We start from the raw sequence: 18,709 nt of genomic DNA, 5'->3' as shown, positions 1-18,709 counted from the left end.
TCTGTCTTTCAGTGTGCCGCAGCGGGCAGGGGAGGGAGTTCGAGATGGCTGTCCGACGACGCTGGCAGCTTGCGCGCGCCCAAGCGGGCGTAGAGCGTCGGCAGCACGAACAGGGTCAGAAGGGTCGCGGAGATGAGACCTCCGATAACCACGGTCGCGAGAGGTTTCTGCACCTCGGCACCGGCACCGTGCCCCAGCGCCATCGGTACGAACCCGAGCGACGCGACGAGTGCGGTCATGGCAACCGGCCTGAGCCTGGCGAGCGCCCCTTGGTGCGCCGCCACAGCGCGATCCACGCCGTCGCGCATCAGGTCGTGGATGGAGGACACCATCACCAACCCGTTGAGCACCGCGATGCCCGACAGCGCGATGAAGCCTACGGCCGCGGAAATGGAGAATGGCATCCCCCGCAGCACCAGCGCCAGCACTCCGCCTACCAAGGCCAGGGGCACACCCGTGAACACGATCAGCGCGTCCCGTACCGAGCCTAGCGCTCCGTAGAGCAGCAGCATGATGACGGCGAAGCAGATCGGCACGACGATCGCGAGCCGGTCGCGTGCAGACGCCAGATTTTCGAACTGACCGCCCCATTCGAGATAAGTGCCCGGAGGTAGCTTCACCTGGCTGTCGATCGCGGCGCGCGCATCGGCGACGACACCTGCCACATCGCGGTCGCGGACGTTCGCTTGCACAACAACACGCCGCTTTCCGTTCTCCCGGCTGATCTGGTTGGGACCGTCGACGACGGCGATATCCGCGACCGTCGACAGCGGCACGAAACCGCCGCCTGCGGTCGGCACGGGCACCTGAGCGACCGCGGTCAGATCGGATCGTGCGCTTTCCGCCATGCGGATCACGACGGGGAAGCGGCGATCGCCTTCGAAGATGACGCCGGCTTGGCGTCCCCCGATCGCGGCGGCAACCGTGTCCTGCACGTCGCCAGCCGTCACCCCGACCCGCGACATGGCGGTGCGGTTAGGACGGATGTCGAGCATCGGCAGACCTTCGGTCTGCTCGACCCGGACGTCTGCGGCGCCGCGCGTCGCACGCAGGATGCCGGCGATGCGATTTGCGGTCGCGTTCATCTCGCCGAAGTCGTCGCCGAACACCTTGATCGCGATATCACCGCGCACACCGGCGATCAGCTCGTTGAAGCGCATCTGGATGGGCTGGGTGATTTCGTAGGCGTTGCCCGGCAGGGTGGAGAGTCGCCTTTCCAACTGCTCGACCAGCGCCTCCTTGGACAGACCGGGGTCAGGCCATTCGTTCTTGGGCTTCAGGATGACGAACGTGTCGGTCGCGTTAGGCGGCATCGGGTCCGATGCGATTTCGGACGTGCCGGTGCGCGAGAAAGCGAACCTGACTTGCGGCGCCTTGGCGAGCGCCTTTTCGACCTGGAATTGCATGGCCTGGCTTTGGTCGACCGACGTGCCCGGGATGCGGACCGCCTGCACGAGGACATTGCCTTCATCGAGCTGGGGCAGAAACTCTTGGCCCAAGGTAGTGAAGGCGACACCGGCAAGCGCGAGCGCGCCGACCGCGACGCCGATGGTGAGGCTCGGTCGGCGCATGGCCGCATCGAGCCCCGGTTCGTAGCGTCGCCGCAGGAACGCGACGATGCGGCTTTCCTTCTCCTCGACCCGCTTGCTGAGCCAGATGGCGATGGCTGCGGGCACGAAGGTCAACGACAGGATGAAGGCGAAGACGAGCGCGATGATGACGGTGAGTGCCATCGGCTCGAACATCTTGCCCTCGACGCCGGAGAAGGTGAGGAGCGGCGCATAGACGAGGATGATGATCGCCTGCCCGTAGACAGACGGGCGGATCATCTCGCGGGCGGAGGCAGCGACCAACCCGAGCCGCTGTTCCATCGTCAGCTCGCCTTCGCGGCCGTGCTGCGCCTCGGCGAGGCGGCGCAACGCATTCTCCACGATGATAACGGCGCCGTCGACGATCAGGCCGAAGTCGAGCGCGCCGAGGCTCATCAGATTGGCGGAGACCCCGGCTTTCAGCATCCCGATGCTGGTGAGGAGCATCGTGATCGGGATGACGAATGCAGCGATCAGCGCCGCCCGGAAATTGCCGAGCAGCGCGAACAGGACGACGATGACCAGCACCGCACCTTCGGCGAGGTTGCGGGCGACCGTGGCGATGGTAGAGTTCACCAGCTCGGTCCGGTTCATGACCGGCTTCACCACCACGTCGACCGGCAAGGAACGGCCGATCTGCGTCAGCCGCTCGGCCACACCCGTCGATACGGTGCGGCTGTTTTCCCCGATCCGCATCACCGCCGTCCCGACCACGACTTCATGACCGTTCTCGGACGCGGACCCCATGCGGAGCGCCTGGCCGGTGCGGACGGTCGCGATCTGGTTGAGCAGGATCGGCACGCCCTCGCGCGTAGCAATGACGGTGCGGGCGAGTTCGTCGGCGTTGCGCACACGCCCGTCCGAGCGAACGGCAAGCCCTTCACCGTTGCGGTTGACGACACCCGCGCCGGCGCTGGTGTTGTTGCGCTCCAGCGCCGTTGACAGATCCTGCAGCGTGAGGCGCATCGCCGCCATCCGCTGGACATCGGGAACGACGAGATACTCCTTGGTGTAGCCGCCAAGGGAGTCGACGCCGGCCAAGCCCGCCGTGCTTTTGAGCTGCGGCGTGACGATCCAGTCTTGCACGGTCCGCAGGTAGGTCGCCTTGTCGGCGTCGCTGACGAGGTGATCGCCCTCCGGCGTGATGTAGCTGCTATCGCGTTGCAGGCCGGGTTCGCCGTTGCGGTGACGGGTCTGATCCAGCTCGCGGTATTCGACCGTCCACATGAAGATGTCGCCGAGCCCGGTCGCGATCGGCCCCATCTCGGGGTTCACCCCCTGCGGAAGGTCTTCCTCGGCAGTGCGAAGCCGCTCCGCGACCTGTGCCCGTGCGAAGTAGATATCGGTCTTTTCGGAGAAAACAGCCGTGACCTGAGCGAAGCCGTTGCGGCTGAGCGATCGGGTATATTCGAGGCCGGGGATGCCGGCGAGCGCAGTCTCGACAGTAAAGGCGACCTGTTTTTCGATCTGATCCGGTGAGAGGGCGGGGGCGACGACGTTGATCTGCACCTGGTTGTTGGTGATATCGGGCACGGCGTCGATCGGAAGCTGGCGCAGCGCGCCGATCCCGATCAATGCTGCGGCGACGGTGAAAAGCAGGATCAGCCAGCGCTTTTCGACGGAAAGGGTGACGATGTGACCGATCATGGCTCAGTCCTCGTCCGCGCCCGAGCCCTTGCCGAGTTCGGCCTTGAGCGTGAAGCTGTTGGTGGACGCGATCCGCTCGGAACCGGTGAGGCCCGATGTCACCACGACCTGACCGCCATTGGTCCGGCCCAATGTCACGGGCAGCGCGCGGAACCCTATCGGGGTCCGGACGAAAACGAATGATTTGTCTTCGATCATCTGCACCGCGGCCGAAGGCACTGCGACGGTGCGGTTGCCGCTTGCGGGTACGAGGATCGACACGTTGACCGTCTCGCCGACCCGCCAGGTGCTGCCGGCATTGTCGAGCGTCGCGATCACCGGCACCAGCCGGGTCGTCTCGTCCAGCACTGGCGAGACGAACGTCACCCGACCCTCCTGACGCCGACCGGGGGCCGTGACCTCGACGCGCGCACCGGGCTTCACCCGGCCGGCGTCGTTCGGCACCAGCGACGTAGTGACGGTGACTTTCGAGAGATTGGCGACGCGGAACAGTTCGGCGTCCGCCGCGACCGTCTGCCCGAGCGTGGCAGACCGTGCGATGACCTGACCGCCGATCGGGGAGCGCACCGCAATGCGGTTGAGCGCGCCGCCCCCGCTGCCGGTCGCCGATAGCTGCTGCTGCGCCAAACGCAGCGCGATACCGGCTTCCGTCGCCGCGGTCCGCGCCGCGACGAGATCCTGTTCCGGCGAGACCCGCTCGGCGAACAGGCGCTGTTCGCGGCGCAGGTTGGACCCGGCGAGGGCGGCACGCGCACGTGCCGCCTCGACTTCGGCCTTGAGCGATGCTGCCTCCCGGCTCTCGATAATCGCGAGCGGATCGCCGCGGCTAACGGATTGGCCGAGATTGTGGGTGAGCGAGACAAGGCGCCCTCCAACCGACGCCGACACGACCTGTACGCCCTGCGGATCGCCTTCGATCGTTGCAGACAGCTCGATCGCGCCGGCTTCGCCGCCCACGGTCGGGCGCGTCACCTCAATGCCGGCGTCCGCGATCTGCTGCGCGGATAAGGTGACGACATCCTTGGCCGCTTCCTTGGTCTCGCCAGCTTCGGTCTTCTCGGTCTTTTCAGCTCCGGCTTTTTCGCCGGCTTCGCCGCTGCTGCCGCCACTACCGCAGCCCGCAAGGATGAGAGCCAGGGTCACGGGTGCAAGCGCCCGGATGATGATCTTCGTCATTGATTGGTTTCCTCGAACGAGGGCGCGGCAGCAACGAGCCGTTGGAGGCGTGCCTTCGCATCGTGATAGGTGGCGAGCGCGTCGATCGCGGCGGTCCGCGTTTCGGACAGGGTCCGCTCGGCATCGAGAAGGTCGAGCTGACCGAACTTGCCTTCGCGGTAGCCGATCCGGGCGATCCGCGCGGCTTCGGTTGCCGACGCGAGCGCAGGTCCGCTTGCGTTGCGAGCGGACGTAGCTGCATTCGCCACCTCGACTTGGGCGCGTGCGATATCTTGTGCCGTATCCAGCTCGGCTACACGTCGAAGCGCCTGCGCCTGATCGCTCTGGGCGCGAGCCTGGGCAACGGCCGCCTTTCCATTGTTGAAGACGGGGAAGGGGATCGACACCCCGAACACTGCCGCGACGTCGTTGGTCGCCTCGAGACGACGCGCACTGGCGCTGAGCGTCACGTCAGGGACGCGCTGCGAACGTGCGAGCCTCACCTGTGCTTCGGCTGTGGTCGCGTCCGCACGCGCAGCGGCCAGCGCAAGCGTGCCGGCGGTCGCAATCGGCTTCGCCGGACCATAGCCCTCAACGCGATCGTACCACGCCATGTCCAGGGCGCCGATGACGGGTTGGCCGATGCGGCGCGTCAGATTGTCGCGCGCAACGTCTGCGAGACGCTGCGCGCGCTCGACGGCGGTTTCGGCATTGATACGCAGCACGTCGGCCCGCTGCTGTTCGAGGGGCGATGCCCGCCCCGCCTGCACGCGGACGCCAGCTGCGCGCAGCGCTTCCCGGGCGATCCCCGCCTGCTCGCGTGCCGTGACGAGGCGACGGTCGGCCGCGGTAGCCTCGATGTAGAGTTGTGTGACGGCAAGTCGCAGATCGGCTTCGGCCAAGGCAGAGCCGATCCGGGCGCGACTACCGATCGCGTCGGCCACTGCGATCCGCGCGGACCGCTTGCCCCCAAGCTCGATCGGGAACGCCAGGCCGGCCGTTGTCTCGGCGCTGCGCACCCCGCGATATTGTCCGCTGCCCGCGACGTTCTCGGTTTCCGCGACGATCGAGGGGTTGGGGCGATAGCCCGCGACGGTGCGACCCGCCTCTGCCGCCCGGACCCCGGCCGTCGCCGCGTCCAGCGCGGGCGCCGTCGCGCCGGCGAGCGCCAGCGCCTGTTCGAGCGTAAGGGTCAGACTGGTCGATATCGGCTCGGAAGATTGCGCCTGCGCGATCGACGCGCATGACGCCACGGCCAATAGGGCCGCGATTAAACGCTGCATGGGTAAGGATCTCCTGACGAACGCTGGAATCCGCGCCGGTGGCCGGGCGGAGCTTAGACGTCGGTCAGGCTTGGGGAGGTCGTAGCGCCGGGTCCGACGGCGCCATCGCCATCGGACCATTGTTCCAGGTTGAGGGCGTCACGCGCAGCCCCGTAGCGGATGCGACCGGATCAGGCGCCATCGGAACGCCGATATCATGGCCGTGGCATCCACCATGGTGATGGGGATAGCCCTTCTGGCTGTCGGCAGGCACTTGGTCGCCATCGCCGTCGGCATGGCCGATCGACGTAGATGCGGATACCTCGACCCCCGGCCCCTCGGCCGCGTGCGCGACCGATCCGAACCCGAGCGACAGCGCGAGCATCAGACAGAGGAAGAGGGCGGACAGGCGCTGCATCGGCCCGGCTCGTAGCAGCTTAGCGACTGCCATGTAATGATCCTCGGAGATCGACGGACGCGGGACGCGGAGAAGACCGCAATTCCGCTTGGGCCTGCCGCATGATCTGGAAGCCGCCAGCCAATCCCAGCGCTGCCATCAGCGCTGCAACAAGAATGTCGGGCCAGGCACTGTTCAGGCCGAACACGCCGCCTGCGGCCAGGACAACGGCGATGTTCCCGATCGCGTCGTTGCGCGAGCAGATCCAGACCGATCGCATGTTCGCGTCACCGCTGCGGAAGCGATAGAGCATTATTGCCACCACCAGGTTCGCGATCAAAGCGACAACGCCGACAATCCCCATCATCTCGGCATGTGGCACGGTTCCGTGAAGCGCCGCCCATCCTGCCGCGATCAGGACGTAAAGACCGAGTACCGCAAGCGTCGCACCTTTCAGCATCGCCGCGCGGGCGCGCCAGGCGAGAGCCATACCTGCGACGCCCAGACTGATCGCGTAGTTCGCCGTGTCACCGAAGAAGTCGAGGGCGTCGGCCTGGAGCGCCTTCGAACCGCCCGTGATGCCGGCGACGATCTCGATCGCGAACATGGCCCCGTTGATCGCGAGCGCGATCCATAGCGCGCGCCGCCATCTCGGGTCGTTGGTGCCCGTCTTGTCGGACGCGCAGCTCGTGCAGGCCATGTTCGCCACCTCGATAGAATCGATCTGGCAGCCTATATGCACCCTCTAGTCGCTAGAGGGTCAAGCGCCATGTCCGAAAAACTCACGATCGGAAAACTGGCTGGAGCAACCGGCACCAAGGTCGAGACGATCCGCTACTATGAGCAGATCGGTTTGCTGCCGGCACCAGCGCGATCGGCTGCGAACTACAGGACGTATGAGGCCGCGCATCTTCGCCGCCTGTCGTTTATACGGCGCGCGCGGGATCTCGGATTCTCAATCGACCAGGTAAGGGAGTTGATGGGGCTCGCTGACCGCCGCGATCAATCCTGCATCGCGGTGGATGTCATCGCCAACCAGCACCGAGACGCGATCACGCAAAAGATCGCCGACCTGACGGCGCTCGCTGGCGAGCTGGATGTGTTAATAGATTCCTGTAGCCGTAACACCGTCGCCGACTGCAGGATTATCGAGGCATTGGCTCCGAGCGTCTGAGACGATCAGCGTGCCGTCAGCATCCGGATTAGGCGCAAATGTTATGCTTACCCTATGCTACAACCAATTTGTCGAGCATTCTTACGGCTAGGCTGGCTTTCCGTAACTGCACCGCCTCATGGATTATCCGGCGAGCCACCTTTCGAGCGGGCTATTGCCGCCTTTATGTATTTCGACGCTGCGCCTCGTCTCGATGAGACTGCCCTCTCGAAGGAAACACACCCGATCGGCGCTTGCGGCTACGTCCTCGATATCATGGGTGACGAATACGATCGGCACCGGCGTCACCGCACGTAGCTCCGCGATCAGGCGATGCAGCGCACGCCGTGTCGGTCGATCGACTGCTGAGAAAGGCTCGTCGAATAGCAGCACGTCGGGATCACGCGCCAAGGCGCGCGCGAGTGCGACACGCTGCTGCTGCCCGCCTGACAGCAACTCCGGGCGACGATCTCCTAACCCGTCGAGGTGGACCCGTGCCAGCATCTCGACCGCCGCCCGTTGCCGCTCCGCCCTGGGGTGGTCGACCATCGCCTCCATGACGTTCCCGATCGCGGTAAGGTGAGGGAACAAGGCGTAGGATTGGAACACGACGCCGACGCGGCGTTGCCGTGCGGGTACGTCGATCCTCGCGCTGTCATCGAACCAGACATGCCCATTCGCGACGATGCGGCCCTGCCGTGCCGGATAGAGTCCCGCGATCGTTCGCAGGATCGTCGTTTTGCCCGCACCCGATGGCCCGATCAGCGCCAGCGTCTCATTCGGCGCGACCGTTAAATCTACCGCAAGCGGGATCGGTCCTGCCTGATGAATCGAGACATGCAGCCCGTCAGCCATGCCGGCGTCTCCGACCGGTCAGTACGAAGCTGAGTGTCACCGCGACCAGCGATATCGCCATCAAAACCGCCGCCATGCGAGCGGCTGCCGGATTATCGAACGCCTGCACCCGATCGTATATCGAAAGCGCGAGCGTACGGGTTTCACCGGGGAGCGAACCGCCCACCATCAGCACGACGCCGAACTCTCCCATCGTATGGGCGAAGGCAAGCACCGCTCCGGTTATGATTCCCGGCCACGCCAGCGGCAGTTCGATCCGCCAGAACGTCCGCCAGCGCGAATGCCCGCAGGTGGCCGAGGCGTCGCGAAGCGGCTGGCCTACGGCCTCGAACGCACGCTGCGCCGGCTGGATCGCAAAGGGCAGGTTTACGAGAACGGACGCGACCAGGACGCCTTGGAAGCTGAATACCAGCGCCCCGCCGAACAGCGCTGTCCATGCGCGGCCGATCGGCGAACCCGGCCCCATGCCGACAAGGAGATAGAAGCCGATAACAGTCGGGGGCAGCACCAGCGGCAGCGTCAGCGCTGCCTCGATCAGCGCGCGACCGCGCAGCCGCGTTGTCGCCAGCCAACGCCCCGCGACGATCGCGACCGGCAGTAGGATCGCGATCGTCAGGCACCCGAGCAGCACGGATAGGCGAAGCGCCTGCCAGTCCATCGGCCGGGATCAGCGCTCGCCGGGAAGGGCGAAGCCGTAGCGCACGAGGATGCGCCGTGCGGCCGGCTGTTGGACATAGGCATAGAAGCGCTGCGCCGTTGCGTTCGCGCCCTTCATCAACACCATTCGCTGCCGGAGCGGCTGATGCCAAGTGGCCGGCAACAGCTTGTAGCTGGCGCGTGCCGCAAAGGCTGGGTCGAGCACAAGCGCATAGGAAACGATCCCGCCCTGCGCACCTCCAGCGGTGGCAAATTGCAGCGCCTGTGACACGTTTTCGCCCATGACGATCTTGCCCGCGAGCGGTTGCCACAGCTTGACGTGCTGCAACGCCTCGCGGGCGCGCTCGCCGTAGGGAGCATGGTCTGGGTTCGCGATGGCGAACCGGGTGATCTGCCCGCGTGCCAGCGCACTGCGCAGCCCAACCAGATTGCTATCGAGCGTCAGCGGCGATCCCTTCGGCGCGACCACGGCGAGCCTGCCGATCGCATAGAGCTTGCCGGCATTCACCGCCTTGCCTGCCTTGGCGAGGTCGATCGCATATTGCTCGTCGGCCGAGAGGAAGAGCTGGAATGGCGCGCCCTGCTGGATCTGCTGGAAGAACGTACCCGACGATCCGAACGTCAGCTTCACCTCCTGGCCCGTGTCGCGCTTGAACGCCGCTGCCACGTCGGTCAGTGCCACCCGCAGATCGGCCGCAGCGGCGATGTTCGGCACGTCCTGCGCCATTGCCGGCGTCGCCGCGCCAAGCGCGATGCCGATCAACAGAAAGCGCCGGGAAATCGGGGAAATCGGCTTCATCATTGCCTCGGTCGTTGTATGCTCGGGCGCACATCGCAACCCGGAGACCGGACTGTCAATGCAACATGCTTCCGAACGTCCGGTCGCTCCTTTAGGTTACGACGATGGCGCGCGAGACAGATACCGGCCTGTTGAAGGTGAAGGCGCAAGTTCTCGTCGGACGCTCGATCGCGATCGGACCCGGCAAGGCCGATCTGCTGGCGGCGGTCGCGCGCACCGGATCGATCGCGGCAGCGGGACGCGAACTCGGCTTCAGCTATCGTCGCACGCGCGACATGATCGACACGCTCAACGCCTGTTGGAAGGTGCCGCTGGTCGTAGCGGCGCGGGGAGGCAGTCACGGGGGTGGTGCGACCCTGACCGACGCGGGGGTAACGCTGCTCGAACGCTACCGTGCGCTCGACGCGGCGATCCAGCGCGCGGCGAAATCACATTCCGCTCCGCTGATGGCGCTGCTGGGGCCGGTCGATGACCCCGCCGGAGACTGAGACGGCACCTGCGCGCCCGACGCTAGGCGCCATCGCGGACGTGTTCGTGCGCTATGCCAATTTCACGCTGGGGGGCGGAAGCCTGACGGTCGCCGTTCTGCACCGCGAACTCCTCGACAAGCGGCGCTGGATCAGCGTCGATAATTTCACCTTGTGCTTCGGTCTCGCCCGCCTGACGCCGGGAACGAACGTGTTGGCTTTCTGCACGGGGGTCGGATGGCTGCTGCGCAGCTGGTGGGGTGCGCTGGTCGCGCTGCTGGCGTCCTCGATCCCCTGCACGATCATGGTCGTTGTCGCGACAGCACTATTCAGCGAGGCGGAGGGCAACCGCTGGGTCCAGGCCGGCATCCACGGCGCGATCGCCGCGGCCGTGGCGATCACCGTCAAGACGTGCTGGACGATTGCGCATCCCCATTGGAAAGGGCGAGCGCGGCTCCGTGTTGCGGTAATCGGTGCAGCGGCCTTCCTGCTCTACGTCGTGGCCGGCTTGTCCGCGATCGAAGTGCTGTTGCTGGCGGCGGTTGTCGGCGCGGTTCTGCCCCCGGTGCGCGCATGAACATCTTCCTGCTCTACCTGCTGCTGCTCAAGGGGACCGTCACCGCGTTTGCCGGGTTGGCATCGCTGCCGGTCATTCAGGACTCCCTCGTCGCGCATCACCACGTCCTGACCGACAAGCAACTCAACGAGGCGGTGGTCATCACCCGAAGCTCGCCGGGGCCGGTCGGCCTCTACATCGTCAGCGTCGGCTATTTCGTTGCCGGCATACCTGGCGCGATTGCCGGGTGGCTGGCGATGATAACCCCTGCGGGCATCATGATCCCACTCGTCCATTTCGTCGGGCGGCGCATGGAGAACCCGCGCGTCCGGTCGGTCCTGCAATGCGTCGTGATCGCCAGCGCCGGCCTGCTGCTCGCTGCCGCGATCCCGCTGGCGAGGGACGGACTGACTGATCCCGTGACGATCGGGATTGCGTTGGTCAGCTTCGGACTTCTGCTGACGACCAAGATCGACACGCTGTGGATCATCCTCGGCGCAGCGATCGTGTCGTTATCCGCTGCCGCCTTGGGGACCATGGTGCAGCTTGGGTAAGCCATCGTACTCATTGCAGCAAAGCATCCGTTGGGCGTCTTTCTAGAAATCTGTCTGTTGCTCCATTCCTCGTTTCTTGTATCTTGGAAACGTCGAATCGGACAACGGAGGAATTATGAAGTCGCATCTGCTGCTAGCCGCATCACTGGTCGCCGCCCCCGTTTTCGCTGCTGATCCTGCACCGACGCCCACGGTTATGACCATCACCGGCGAGCCGGGTGCCAGTATGCAGTGTCACGTCTTTCCCAGGAACGGCGATGAATATGTCCGTTTTCTCGACAATGGCCGAACCAGTCTTTCCGCGCCCGCGCTCCGGAAGCTTGAATGCGAGTACAAGGGTAGCTCGCACGGCCCCGCGACGATCACGATCAACTCGCCCACGCTCGCCTGCCCATTCAAGGGCGCGACCGCAGACGCCTGCGCCATCACGCTCCGTAAGGGAGCGGTCGGCTCGTTCGAGGCCAAGGAAAAGCGGAACTGATCCGCGCGCGATCGTGCGGCGTTGCTCGTCCGGTCGTTTCCGCTAAAGTCGAAACATGGAAATAAAGAACGCAGTCGCCGGGCTTTCCGCTTTGGCTCACGAAGGACGCCTTACGGTTTTCCGGATGCTCGTGCAGGCGGGACCGACCGGAATAGCTGCCGGCGAAATCGCCCGGCAGATGGAAGTGCCGCCCAACACGCTGTCTGCGAACCTCACCATCCTGTCGCATGCCGGCCTGATCGACAGCCGTCGTGAAGGCCGGTCGGTGATCTACACCGCGAAGTACGAGAACATGTCCGATCTGCTCGAATATCTGATGAAGGACTGCTGCGGCGGTTCGCCCGAGATATGCGCGTCGCTGGCCGATGTTGTCCTGCGTAGTCGCTGCGACATGCCGGCGTCCGCATGAGCGCTTCCGTAACCAACGTTCTGGTGCTGTGCACCGGCAACAGTGCTCGATCGATCCTGGGCGAGGCGATCATCAACAAGCTCGGGAACGGCCGCTTTCGCGGCTTCTCGGCCGGATCGTTTCCCAAGGGGCAGGTGCATCCGGGGGCGTTGCGGCTGTTGGAGCGTCATGGCTATCCTACCAAGGGCCTCCGCTCGAAGAGCTGGGACGAGTTCGCCGGAACGCACGCGCCGAATATCGATGTCGTCGTCACCGTATGCGACAATGCGGCAGGGGAGGTTTGCCCGATCTGGCCGGGTCATCCCGTCAAGGCGCATTGGGGCTTGCCCGATCCTGCTGCCGTCGAAGGTGACGATGTAGCTGTCGATGCGGCGTTCGAGGCTGCTCACGACGCTTTGGCCAAGCGCTTCGCGAAGCTGGTCGAGCTGCCGATCATCGACCGGGAAGTGCCCGCTCTCGCTGTCCGTCAGCGCCTACAAGCCATTCACGACGACCTCGTCGAAGACGAAAATACCAATTCGGGAAACCAAGCGTGACCGACATCATCATCTATCACAATCCCGAGTGCGGCACGTCGCGCAACACCCTCGGCCTGATCCGCAATGCCGGCATCGAGCCGCATGTCGTGGAATATCTGAAAACCCCGCCTTCGCGCGCGCTATTGATCGAGCTGATCGACCGCGCCGGCATGACACCCCGCGATCTGCTGCGCGAGAAGGGTACGCCCTATGCGGAGTTGGGCTTGGGCGACACGGCGCTGTCCGACGATGCGCTGGTGGACGCGATGATGGCGCATCCGATCCTCATCAATCGGCCGCTGGTCGTCACGCCGCTTGGCGTGAAACTCTGCCGACCGTCCGAAGCCGTACTCGATCTGCTGCCGGGCGATCAGCTAGGCGCGTTCGCGAAGGAAGATGGACAACAGGTGGTCGACGCTTCGGGCCAGCGCGTCGCCTAATGCTTCTTGCCGTCCTGATCTTCGTCGCCACGATCGCACTCGTCATCTGGCAACCCAAGGGCCTCGGCATCGGGTGGAGCGCCATGGGCGGCGCCGTCGTGGCGCTGCTCGCGGGCGTCGTCACGCTGTCCGACGTGCCGGTCGTGTGGGGCATCGTGTGGAACGCGACGGCCGCGTTTGTCGCGATCATCGTCATCAGTCTCCTGCTCGATGAAGCCGGATTCTTCGAATGGGCGGCGCTTCACGTTGCCCGCTGGGGCAGGGGGCATGGTCGCCGGCTGTTCGTCCTGATCGTGCTGCTCGGCGCGGCAGTGTCCGCACTGTTTGCCAACGACGGCGCGGCGCTGATCCTGACGCCGATCGTCATCGCCATGCTGCGGGCGCTGGGCTTCAAGGACAAGGCGACCTTGGCGTTCGTCATGGCGGCCGGGTTCATCGCCGACACAGCCAGCCTGCCGCTGGTCGTGTCAAATCTCGTCAACATCGTGTCGGCCGACTTCTTCAAGATCGGGTTCGGCACATATGCGTCCGTGATGGTGCCAGTTGATCTCGTGTCGATCGCCGCGACGCTGGGCGCGCTGCTGCTGTTCTTCCGGCACGACCTTCCAGAAGACTATGACGTGGGGGCGCTGCGTGCGCCCCGCGAAGCGATCCGCGATGCCGCGACCTTCCGTGCCGGCTGGATCGTCCTCGCGCTCCTGCTCGCTGGCTTCTTCCTGCTCGAACCGATCGGCGTGCCGGTCAGCGCGGTTGCCGCTGCCGGCGCGATCCTGCTGCTGGTAATCGCGGGGCGGGGCCATGTGATCCAGACCGGCAAGGTGCTGCGCGGCGCGCCGTGGCAGGTCGTGATCTTCTCGCTCGGCATGTACCTGGTCGTCTACGGCCTGCGGAACGCGGGCCTGACCAACCATCTGGCCGCGCTGCTCGATCGCACCGCTCAAGGCGGCGTGTGGGGCGCCGCGTTCGGGACCGGCATAATCGCGGCCGTCCTCTCGTCGGTCATGAACAACATGCCGACTGTGCTGGTGGGGGCGCTGTCGATCGACGCGGCTCATGCCACGGGCGCGATCAAGGAAGCGATGATCTATGCCAACGTGATCGGCTGCGACCTCGGCCCCAAGCTGACGCCGATCGGTTCGCTCGCGACGCTGCTATGGCTTCACGTCCTCGGCCAGAAGGGCGTGCGGATTGGATGGGGCTATTACTTCCGCGTCGGTGTCACGCTCACCGTGCCGGTGCTGCTCATCACGCTCGCGGCGCTCGCGATCAGGATCAGCATCGCGTGACGAGAATGACAGCCGCGTTGCTCGATCCGGGCGAGCTGGCCGGGTTGGCATGGTTCCTTGATGCCGCGAGTTTGCCCAGCGCCGACCTTGCTGAGCCTGATCGCATGTTCTTTCGGTTCGAGGCCGAAAGCCTCGTCGGTTATGGCGGCCTAGAGGGGGAAGGGCCTGATCGCCTGCTCCGCTCGATCGTCATCCTCGCCGATCGCCGCGGACATGGCCTGGGGCAGGCATTGGTCGCCACCCTCGAACAAGTGGCCCGCAACCTCGGGGTGGAGCGCCTGCATCTCCTGACGACAACGGCTGCACCGTTCTTCCAAGCGCTAGGTTATGCCGACGCCGATCGCGGTGCCGCTCCCCAAGCCGTCGCCGCATCGCGCGAATTTACCGCGCTGTGCCCCGCGTCGGCCGCCTATCTCGTGAAAGCTCTCTGATGCCGCTCCGCACGCTCCACGATCCCGACACCTTGCCGGCGCTTGATCCTGCCTATGCCATCGAGCGGCCGGCCCTAGGGCTCGGATCGCTTGATCCCGCGCCGCGTATCCTGTTGCTCTATGGCTCGCTGCGCGAACGGTCTTTTTCCCGGCTGTGCGTCGAAGAAGCGGCGCGCCTACTCCGCTTCTTCGGGTGTGAGACGCGCATCTTCGATCCGTCCACCCTGCCGCTTCCTGACCAACACGCCGGCGACGATCATCCGGCTGTCCACGAGCTGCGAGAGTTGTCGTTATGGTCCGAAGGGCAGGTGTGGTGCAGCCCCGAACGGCACGGCCAGATTACGGGTATTATGAAGCTGCAGATCGATCATCTCCCGCTGTCGATGGGCGGGATGCGGCCGACGCAGGGGCGCACCCTGGCGGTCATGCAGGTGTCGGCGGGGTCGCAGTCGTTCAACAGCGTCAACACGCTGCGCGTGTTGGGCCGCTGGATGCGGATGGTCACGATCCCGAACCAGTCGAGCGTTGCCAAGGCGTTCAACGAGTTTGACGATGCCGGGCGCATGAAGCCGTCCAGCTACTATGACCGGATCGTCGACGTGATGGAGGAACTGGTGCGGTTCACTGTGCTGCTGCGCCCTCATGCGGTCCAGCTCGTCGATCGCTACTCGGAACGGAAGGAGGCCGGCGCGCCGATCGACACCGCAACGGATCTGTCGAGCATCGCGACCGCACGTCAAGTATAGCATGACAACGCCGCTCGCCCGCTTTGCGGGGGAGCGGCGCGCGATTTCGGGGCTGGTCGACGCGGAAGCTGCCGCGCCTGCCCCGGAACTCGCCCACGACGGCACCTTGGTCCCAATGGCGCGAAAGGATGCCGCGCCAGTTAATGCTGGGGATAGCCGTGCCCGGCAAGGTCGCGCCCGCGGGCTCGTAGATCAGGCCCAGATCGCTTCTGCGTCCCACCCCGTCAAAAAACAGCCTTGGATGGGACTTGCGAACGGCATCACCGGGAACGCCTGCCAATGCCCCTTCATGCGGGACGGCCTAGGATGTCACAGGATTGATCCGCCTGACGAAATAGCTAGCTATGGCCGCGGCACCATAGACACGCGTGCGCCGCTCCAGATCGCTACCAATATGCACGAGATGCGGTGCCTCGAACGGCTCGGGCACCAACGGCTGACGCCTGCGTTCCACAGAAGGGCAGGATGCTCGCTGATGTTGCGCACGAACGCGAGCGTCTTGATCCAGCTCACCAGCGTGTCGGGAAGACGGCCGTAGCACTTGGCGATGGTGGCACGATCTGATCGGTAAAACTGAGATGGTGTTTGGGGTAGGGCTGAAGCATCCGGCCCAGATATGACGAAGGCCGCCCCTTGATGCCAGCGGCAACAGAGGGGCGGCCATGTTGCATCCGATATATGCGGGTGCGCATGAGGCTTCAATTAAAAGTTGAAAGCCGCTCGACGGCTGTGCGCGTCTGGAAGCCTTTGGCACGGCGCGCGCGATCCGTGAGCGCCGGTCAATAGGCAGGCCTCGCCTTATTCCTCGAATGTGCCGACAGCGCACCCTTTCGCACTGTCGTCCACCCGGGAACGTGCGCTATCCTCCTCGCCAGGGCGTCTCAAAGGTTCTGCGTAGCGTTCTTGCGGGATCTGCCGCCTTCATCACCTGCGACGCGATCGGTTTGGTAAGATCGACGCCCCTGTCCAATGTAAGGCGGCCTTTGAGCGCACCTACACCGCGCACAGTCTGAAAATTACCCGTCTTTGGGTCGCGAACCGCGGTGCTCGTCGTGGTAGGCTGGGTCTTTGCCATAGCTCGAATATACTTCGTCGCTCGCGGTGACGAAAGGTGTGCCACGTGGCACACCTGCTCTATCGAAGCCCGATTAACAGGCACCAGCGAGGCAGTTGCTCTTTTCCCTACGGTCTCTAGACACGCCATACCCGCGGCCGCTTATCAAGCGTGTCCGTTTCCCGAAAGGGTACTAGCAGACCGGGGCTGTCGTATGGGCGGCCCCGGTCTCGCCCACGCTCGGTGTGCGACTTCCCGCAGCGTGCAGGTCATCGGTCGGCGAAAGCACGAACCGGAATGCCCACACGCGAGACGCACCTCAGTAGATGTCAGGCAAAACGATGCGAGTTCGTGCTTTCGACGACCGATCGTGATCGACCCGCATTGCGCACGAAGCGGCATGTAACCGCAACATGAGCGATCTGCCGAAGATCGCAGGCGGGTTGGAAGGAGGATGGAGTTGCAAAGCCGAAATTCGGTCGCCGCCTGAAGAACCCTCGGAACTTCTAACCCAGGCTAAATATATCCGTGCGGGATGAAACGAACGAACTCAGCTTCGGCTGCCCTGCTGGTAAAGCTGTAATATAAGGGTTGGCATCAATCTCGGTGGAACGCCCTCGTCAAGCATCATTGCAAATAGATCATCGTCATCTGCCGTCGGTTCAAGCCCCTCGATGACGAGGTTCGCGCGCGCTTCCGCCAAATCGTCACGCCAAAGTGCGATTTCATCTGGCGTACCGCGTTCAAACGTCATCGAGCGGATCTGCCTTCGCATCTCTGCTAGATCAACATTGCTCATCGTGGATCCGCCTACGTACGTTTGAGGGTGTCCTTGAACCTATACGACCGATGCAGATCGAAAAAGGAACGGGTCAGCGTTTGCGGCGCACCGTGTCGCAAAACTCATTCCCCGGGTCCCACCGAACATTACATGCCAAGCTCCGTAATTAGCGATAACGCTGATTCCCGCTAATTACATGCTGGCGCAGATTCTAGTGATCGGTTAGTCGGTTTCGCAGATTTCGGGCGGTCTGATGCACCGGCCGGTTGGATGAACGTGCGGAGCAGGAGGTCGGCTTGGCCGTTGATGACATCGATGAAGCGGCCCGCGTCGATCGCGCGGACTTGGACGCGATCGTGGCTGACGCGCTGGTCGTCGTTGACCGGGTCCAGTCGCTCGAACCCTATCTCCCGAGTCTCGCCCCCCAAGATCGCGAGCGCGTCGATGACTACGTTCGCCGGGCCTCGGCCGATGCGACACTCCGCGCCTACAAATCGGATTGGCGGCTATTTTGCGCATGGTGCCAGGAGAGCGGCTATCGCCCGCTTCCCGCGACGCCGGCGACGGTCGCCGCGTTCTTGACGCTGCTCGCCGACAGCGGGTTCAGTCCCCAGGAACTTCGCCGCACCAAGCGCGGCAAGGTGCTTTCCCGGAAGGAGCCCGTGCCCCTCGGCCGTGCGACTATCGGCCGGCGGCTTGCCGCAATCGTCTTCGCGCACCGCGCCGCCGACGTCGAACCGCCCACGTCGCAACCGGATGCGGCACGGCTGGAGCGCGCTATGCGAGGGATCCGCAAGGACAAGCGCGGCGAACTCCCCTGCAAGAAGCGACCCGCCGATGGCGACGTGTTGCGCGACATGGTGCGTGCGATCGTCGGCGAGGATCTGCGCAGCTACCGGGACCGTGCGTTGCTCGCGATCGGGATGGCAGGTGCGTTCCGCCGCTCCGAGCTTGTGGCGATCACAGTTGGGCACGTTAGCGAGGACAGCCGCGGGCTGTTGATACGGATCGCTACCTCGAAAACCGACCAGGAGGGCAAGGGTCACACCGTCGCGATCCCCGACGGGCGCAGGCTCGAGCCGGTCAGGCATTACAACGCTTGGCTGAAGCAGGCAGACATCACCAGCGGGCCGGTGTTCCGCAAACTGACGCCACAAGGAAGGCTGACGAACAAGCCGATGAGCGCCCAAGGCGTTGCTCTGGTCGTCAAGGCCGCCGCGATCGCAGCCGGCTACTCGCCCGAGCTGTTCTCAGGTCACTCGCTTCGCGCCGGGTTCCTGACGGAGGCGGGACGACAGAATGCCAACCTATTTAAGATGAAAGAGCACAGTCGGCATTCTTCGTTGGAGATGGTCGCGGAATATGTGCGTGATCATGAGCGATTTCGGGAGCATGCCGGTGATAATTTCTTGTAGCTTAGCTGTATCAGGCTTGGTCGTTCGGCTCGCGGCATGCTAATATATCGCTTCTCG

21 protein-coding genes are annotated in these 18,709 nt (G+C 64.6%); 12 read left to right on the top strand and 9 right to left on the bottom strand.

Annotated elements, in window-relative coordinates; all coding sequences use genetic code 11:
- Positions 1 to 8 precede the first annotated feature (8 nt).
- The 5 genes from L8G49_RS19625 to L8G49_RS19605 form a co-directional block, all read right to left on the bottom strand.
- A complete protein-coding gene (locus L8G49_RS19625; RefSeq protein WP_242187533.1) occupies positions 9 to 3,236 on the bottom strand; it encodes a CusA/CzcA family heavy metal efflux RND transporter in 3,228 nt (1,075 codons plus the stop codon).
- 3 nt (positions 3,237 to 3,239) lie between these two features.
- On the bottom strand, positions 3,240 to 4,412 hold the full coding sequence (locus tag L8G49_RS19620) for an efflux RND transporter periplasmic adaptor subunit (protein ID WP_242187531.1): 1,173 nt from the start codon (positions 4,410 to 4,412) through the stop codon (positions 3,240 to 3,242).
- Entirely contained in the window at positions 4,409 to 5,674 is a 1,266-nt protein-coding gene (locus L8G49_RS19615) for a TolC family protein (protein WP_242187529.1), read from the bottom strand. Before L8G49_RS19615 ends, L8G49_RS19620 begins: the two co-directional genes overlap by 4 nt.
- Before the next feature lie 64 nt (positions 5,675 to 5,738).
- Positions 5,739 to 6,104, bottom strand: coding sequence for a hypothetical protein (locus L8G49_RS19610; protein WP_242187527.1), 366 nt, complete (start codon positions 6,102 to 6,104; stop codon positions 5,739 to 5,741).
- Positions 6,091 to 6,750, bottom strand: coding sequence for a cation transporter (locus L8G49_RS19605; protein ID WP_242187525.1), 660 nt, complete (start codon positions 6,748 to 6,750; stop codon positions 6,091 to 6,093). The genes L8G49_RS19610 and L8G49_RS19605 overlap by 14 nt, the downstream gene beginning before the upstream one ends.
- A gap of 69 nt (positions 6,751 to 6,819) precedes the next feature.
- On the opposite strand from L8G49_RS19605, the gene L8G49_RS19600 reads away from it, so the two are divergent.
- Complete coding sequence (locus L8G49_RS19600; protein ID WP_242187524.1) at positions 6,820 to 7,224, top strand: helix-turn-helix domain-containing protein; 405 nt, start codon at positions 6,820 to 6,822, stop codon at positions 7,222 to 7,224.
- A gap of 123 nt (positions 7,225 to 7,347) precedes the next feature.
- Here the strand turns inward: L8G49_RS19600 and L8G49_RS19595 are convergent, their stop codons facing one another.
- Genes L8G49_RS19595 through modA form a run of 3 tightly spaced genes read right to left on the bottom strand, consistent with a single transcriptional unit; the run spans position 7,348 to position 9,517 of the window.
- Positions 7,348 to 8,058, bottom strand: coding sequence for an ATP-binding cassette domain-containing protein (locus L8G49_RS19595; RefSeq protein ID WP_242187523.1), 711 nt, complete (start codon positions 8,056 to 8,058; stop codon positions 7,348 to 7,350).
- Positions 8,051 to 8,716: a molybdate ABC transporter permease subunit gene (modB, locus tag L8G49_RS19590; RefSeq protein ID WP_242187520.1), complete on the bottom strand. Its 666-nt coding sequence runs from the start codon at positions 8,714 to 8,716 to the stop codon at positions 8,051 to 8,053. Before modB ends, L8G49_RS19595 begins: the two co-directional genes overlap by 8 nt.
- A 9-nt stretch (positions 8,717 to 8,725) precedes the next feature.
- A complete protein-coding gene (gene modA, locus L8G49_RS19585) occupies positions 8,726 to 9,517 on the bottom strand; it encodes a molybdate ABC transporter substrate-binding protein (protein WP_242187518.1) in 792 nt (263 codons plus the stop codon).
- A 101-nt stretch (positions 9,518 to 9,618) separates the two neighbouring features.
- Here modA and L8G49_RS19580 point away from each other — a divergent pair, with 101 nt between their 5' ends.
- The 10 genes from L8G49_RS19580 (at position 9,619) to arsH (ending at position 15,402) form a co-directional block, all read left to right on the top strand.
- Positions 9,619 to 10,002, top strand: a complete 384-nt coding sequence (locus L8G49_RS19580; RefSeq protein ID WP_242187517.1) for a LysR family transcriptional regulator — start codon at positions 9,619 to 9,621, stop codon at positions 10,000 to 10,002.
- Positions 9,983 to 10,558, top strand: coding sequence for a chromate transporter (locus L8G49_RS19575; protein ID WP_242187505.1), 576 nt, complete (start codon positions 9,983 to 9,985; stop codon positions 10,556 to 10,558). Before L8G49_RS19580 ends, L8G49_RS19575 begins: the two co-directional genes overlap by 20 nt.
- Complete coding sequence (locus L8G49_RS19570) at positions 10,555 to 11,091, top strand: chromate transporter (protein ID WP_242187503.1); 537 nt, start codon at positions 10,555 to 10,557, stop codon at positions 11,089 to 11,091. The genes L8G49_RS19575 and L8G49_RS19570 overlap by 4 nt, the downstream gene beginning before the upstream one ends.
- Positions 11,092 to 11,206: 115 nt before the next feature.
- Positions 11,207 to 11,572 carry a hypothetical protein gene (locus L8G49_RS19565; RefSeq protein WP_242187501.1) on the top strand — a complete coding sequence of 122 codons (366 nt, stop codon included), beginning with the start codon at positions 11,207 to 11,209 and terminating at the stop codon, positions 11,570 to 11,572.
- A 55-nt stretch (positions 11,573 to 11,627) separates the two neighbouring features.
- Positions 11,628 to 11,981: a metalloregulator ArsR/SmtB family transcription factor gene (locus L8G49_RS19560; protein ID WP_242187499.1), complete on the top strand. Its 354-nt coding sequence runs from the start codon at positions 11,628 to 11,630 to the stop codon at positions 11,979 to 11,981.
- Positions 11,978 to 12,517 (top strand): arsenate reductase ArsC, encoded by a 540-nt coding sequence (locus L8G49_RS19555; protein ID WP_242187497.1) that lies wholly within the window; start codon positions 11,978 to 11,980, stop codon positions 12,515 to 12,517. Before L8G49_RS19560 ends, L8G49_RS19555 begins: the two co-directional genes overlap by 4 nt.
- Positions 12,514 to 12,939 (top strand): arsenate reductase (glutaredoxin), encoded by a 426-nt coding sequence (arsC, locus tag L8G49_RS19550; protein ID WP_242187495.1) that lies wholly within the window; start codon positions 12,514 to 12,516, stop codon positions 12,937 to 12,939. The genes L8G49_RS19555 and arsC overlap by 4 nt, the downstream gene beginning before the upstream one ends.
- Positions 12,939 to 14,225, top strand: coding sequence for an arsenic transporter (locus L8G49_RS19545; protein WP_242187493.1), 1,287 nt, complete (start codon positions 12,939 to 12,941; stop codon positions 14,223 to 14,225). Before arsC ends, L8G49_RS19545 begins: the two co-directional genes overlap by 1 nt.
- Positions 14,226 to 14,230: 5 nt before the next feature.
- The gene (arsN2, locus tag L8G49_RS19540; protein WP_242187645.1) at positions 14,231 to 14,656 is read left to right on the top strand and encodes an arsenic resistance N-acetyltransferase ArsN2; all 426 of its coding nucleotides are present in this window, start codon (positions 14,231 to 14,233) and stop codon (positions 14,654 to 14,656) included.
- A complete protein-coding gene (gene arsH, locus L8G49_RS19535) occupies positions 14,656 to 15,402 on the top strand; it encodes an arsenical resistance protein ArsH (RefSeq protein ID WP_242187491.1) in 747 nt (248 codons plus the stop codon). The genes arsN2 and arsH overlap by 1 nt, the downstream gene beginning before the upstream one ends.
- A 1,604-nt stretch (positions 15,403 to 17,006) precedes the next feature.
- On the opposite strand, the gene L8G49_RS19530 is transcribed toward arsH, so the two are convergent.
- A complete protein-coding gene (locus L8G49_RS19530; protein WP_242187488.1) occupies positions 17,007 to 17,255 on the bottom strand; it encodes a hypothetical protein in 249 nt (82 codons plus the stop codon).
- A 278-nt stretch (positions 17,256 to 17,533) separates the two neighbouring features.
- Between L8G49_RS19530 and L8G49_RS19525 the strand changes: the two genes are divergently transcribed.
- Complete coding sequence (locus L8G49_RS19525; RefSeq protein WP_242187487.1) at positions 17,534 to 18,652, top strand: site-specific integrase; 1,119 nt, start codon at positions 17,534 to 17,536, stop codon at positions 18,650 to 18,652.
- The last annotated feature ends 57 nt before the right edge of the window (positions 18,653 to 18,709 follow it).

Source organism: Sphingomonas sp. CARO-RG-8B-R24-01 (genome assembly GCF_022662295.1).
GTDB lineage: Bacteria > Pseudomonadota > Alphaproteobacteria > Sphingomonadales > Sphingomonadaceae > Sphingomonas.
The sequence above is the reverse complement of the archived record's forward strand: the minus strand, read 5'-3'. Positions and strand labels throughout refer to the sequence as shown.

Excerpts from the sequence above, each read along its gene's own strand:
- modA (WP_242187518.1), bottom strand. The coding sequence starts at position 9,517 with ATGATGAAGCCGATTTCCCCGATTTCCCGGCGCTTTCTGTTGATCGGC.
- L8G49_RS19605 (WP_242187525.1), bottom strand. The coding sequence starts at position 6,750 with ATGGCCTGCACGAGCTGCGCGTCCGACAAGACGGGCACCAACGACCCG.
- L8G49_RS19600 (WP_242187524.1), top strand. The coding sequence starts at position 6,820 with ATGTCCGAAAAACTCACGATCGGAAAACTGGCTGGAGCAACCGGCACC.
- L8G49_RS19560 (WP_242187499.1), top strand. The coding sequence starts at position 11,628 with ATGGAAATAAAGAACGCAGTCGCCGGGCTTTCCGCTTTGGCTCACGAA.
- L8G49_RS19625 (WP_242187533.1), bottom strand. The coding sequence starts at position 3,236 with ATGATCGGTCACATCGTCACCCTTTCCGTCGAAAAGCGCTGGCTGATC.
- arsH (WP_242187491.1), top strand. The coding sequence starts at position 14,656 with ATGCCGCTCCGCACGCTCCACGATCCCGACACCTTGCCGGCGCTTGAT.
- modB (WP_242187520.1), bottom strand. The coding sequence starts at position 8,716 with ATGGACTGGCAGGCGCTTCGCCTATCCGTGCTGCTCGGGTGCCTGACG.
- L8G49_RS19610 (WP_242187527.1), bottom strand. The coding sequence starts at position 6,104 with ATGGCAGTCGCTAAGCTGCTACGAGCCGGGCCGATGCAGCGCCTGTCC.
- L8G49_RS19595 (WP_242187523.1), bottom strand. The coding sequence starts at position 8,058 with ATGGCTGACGGGCTGCATGTCTCGATTCATCAGGCAGGACCGATCCCG.
- L8G49_RS19545 (WP_242187493.1), top strand. The coding sequence starts at position 12,939 with ATGCTTCTTGCCGTCCTGATCTTCGTCGCCACGATCGCACTCGTCATC.
- L8G49_RS19620 (WP_242187531.1), bottom strand. The coding sequence starts at position 4,412 with ATGACGAAGATCATCATCCGGGCGCTTGCACCCGTGACCCTGGCTCTC.
- L8G49_RS19565 (WP_242187501.1), top strand. The coding sequence starts at position 11,207 with ATGAAGTCGCATCTGCTGCTAGCCGCATCACTGGTCGCCGCCCCCGTT.
- L8G49_RS19570 (WP_242187503.1), top strand. The coding sequence starts at position 10,555 with ATGAACATCTTCCTGCTCTACCTGCTGCTGCTCAAGGGGACCGTCACC.
- L8G49_RS19555 (WP_242187497.1), top strand. The coding sequence starts at position 11,978 with ATGAGCGCTTCCGTAACCAACGTTCTGGTGCTGTGCACCGGCAACAGT.
- L8G49_RS19580 (WP_242187517.1), top strand. The coding sequence starts at position 9,619 with ATGGCGCGCGAGACAGATACCGGCCTGTTGAAGGTGAAGGCGCAAGTT.
- L8G49_RS19575 (WP_242187505.1), top strand. The coding sequence starts at position 9,983 with ATGACCCCGCCGGAGACTGAGACGGCACCTGCGCGCCCGACGCTAGGC.
- L8G49_RS19615 (WP_242187529.1), bottom strand. The coding sequence starts at position 5,674 with ATGCAGCGTTTAATCGCGGCCCTATTGGCCGTGGCGTCATGCGCGTCG.
- L8G49_RS19530 (WP_242187488.1), bottom strand. The coding sequence starts at position 17,255 with ATGAGCAATGTTGATCTAGCAGAGATGCGAAGGCAGATCCGCTCGATG.
- arsN2 (WP_242187645.1), top strand. The coding sequence starts at position 14,231 with ATGACAGCCGCGTTGCTCGATCCGGGCGAGCTGGCCGGGTTGGCATGG.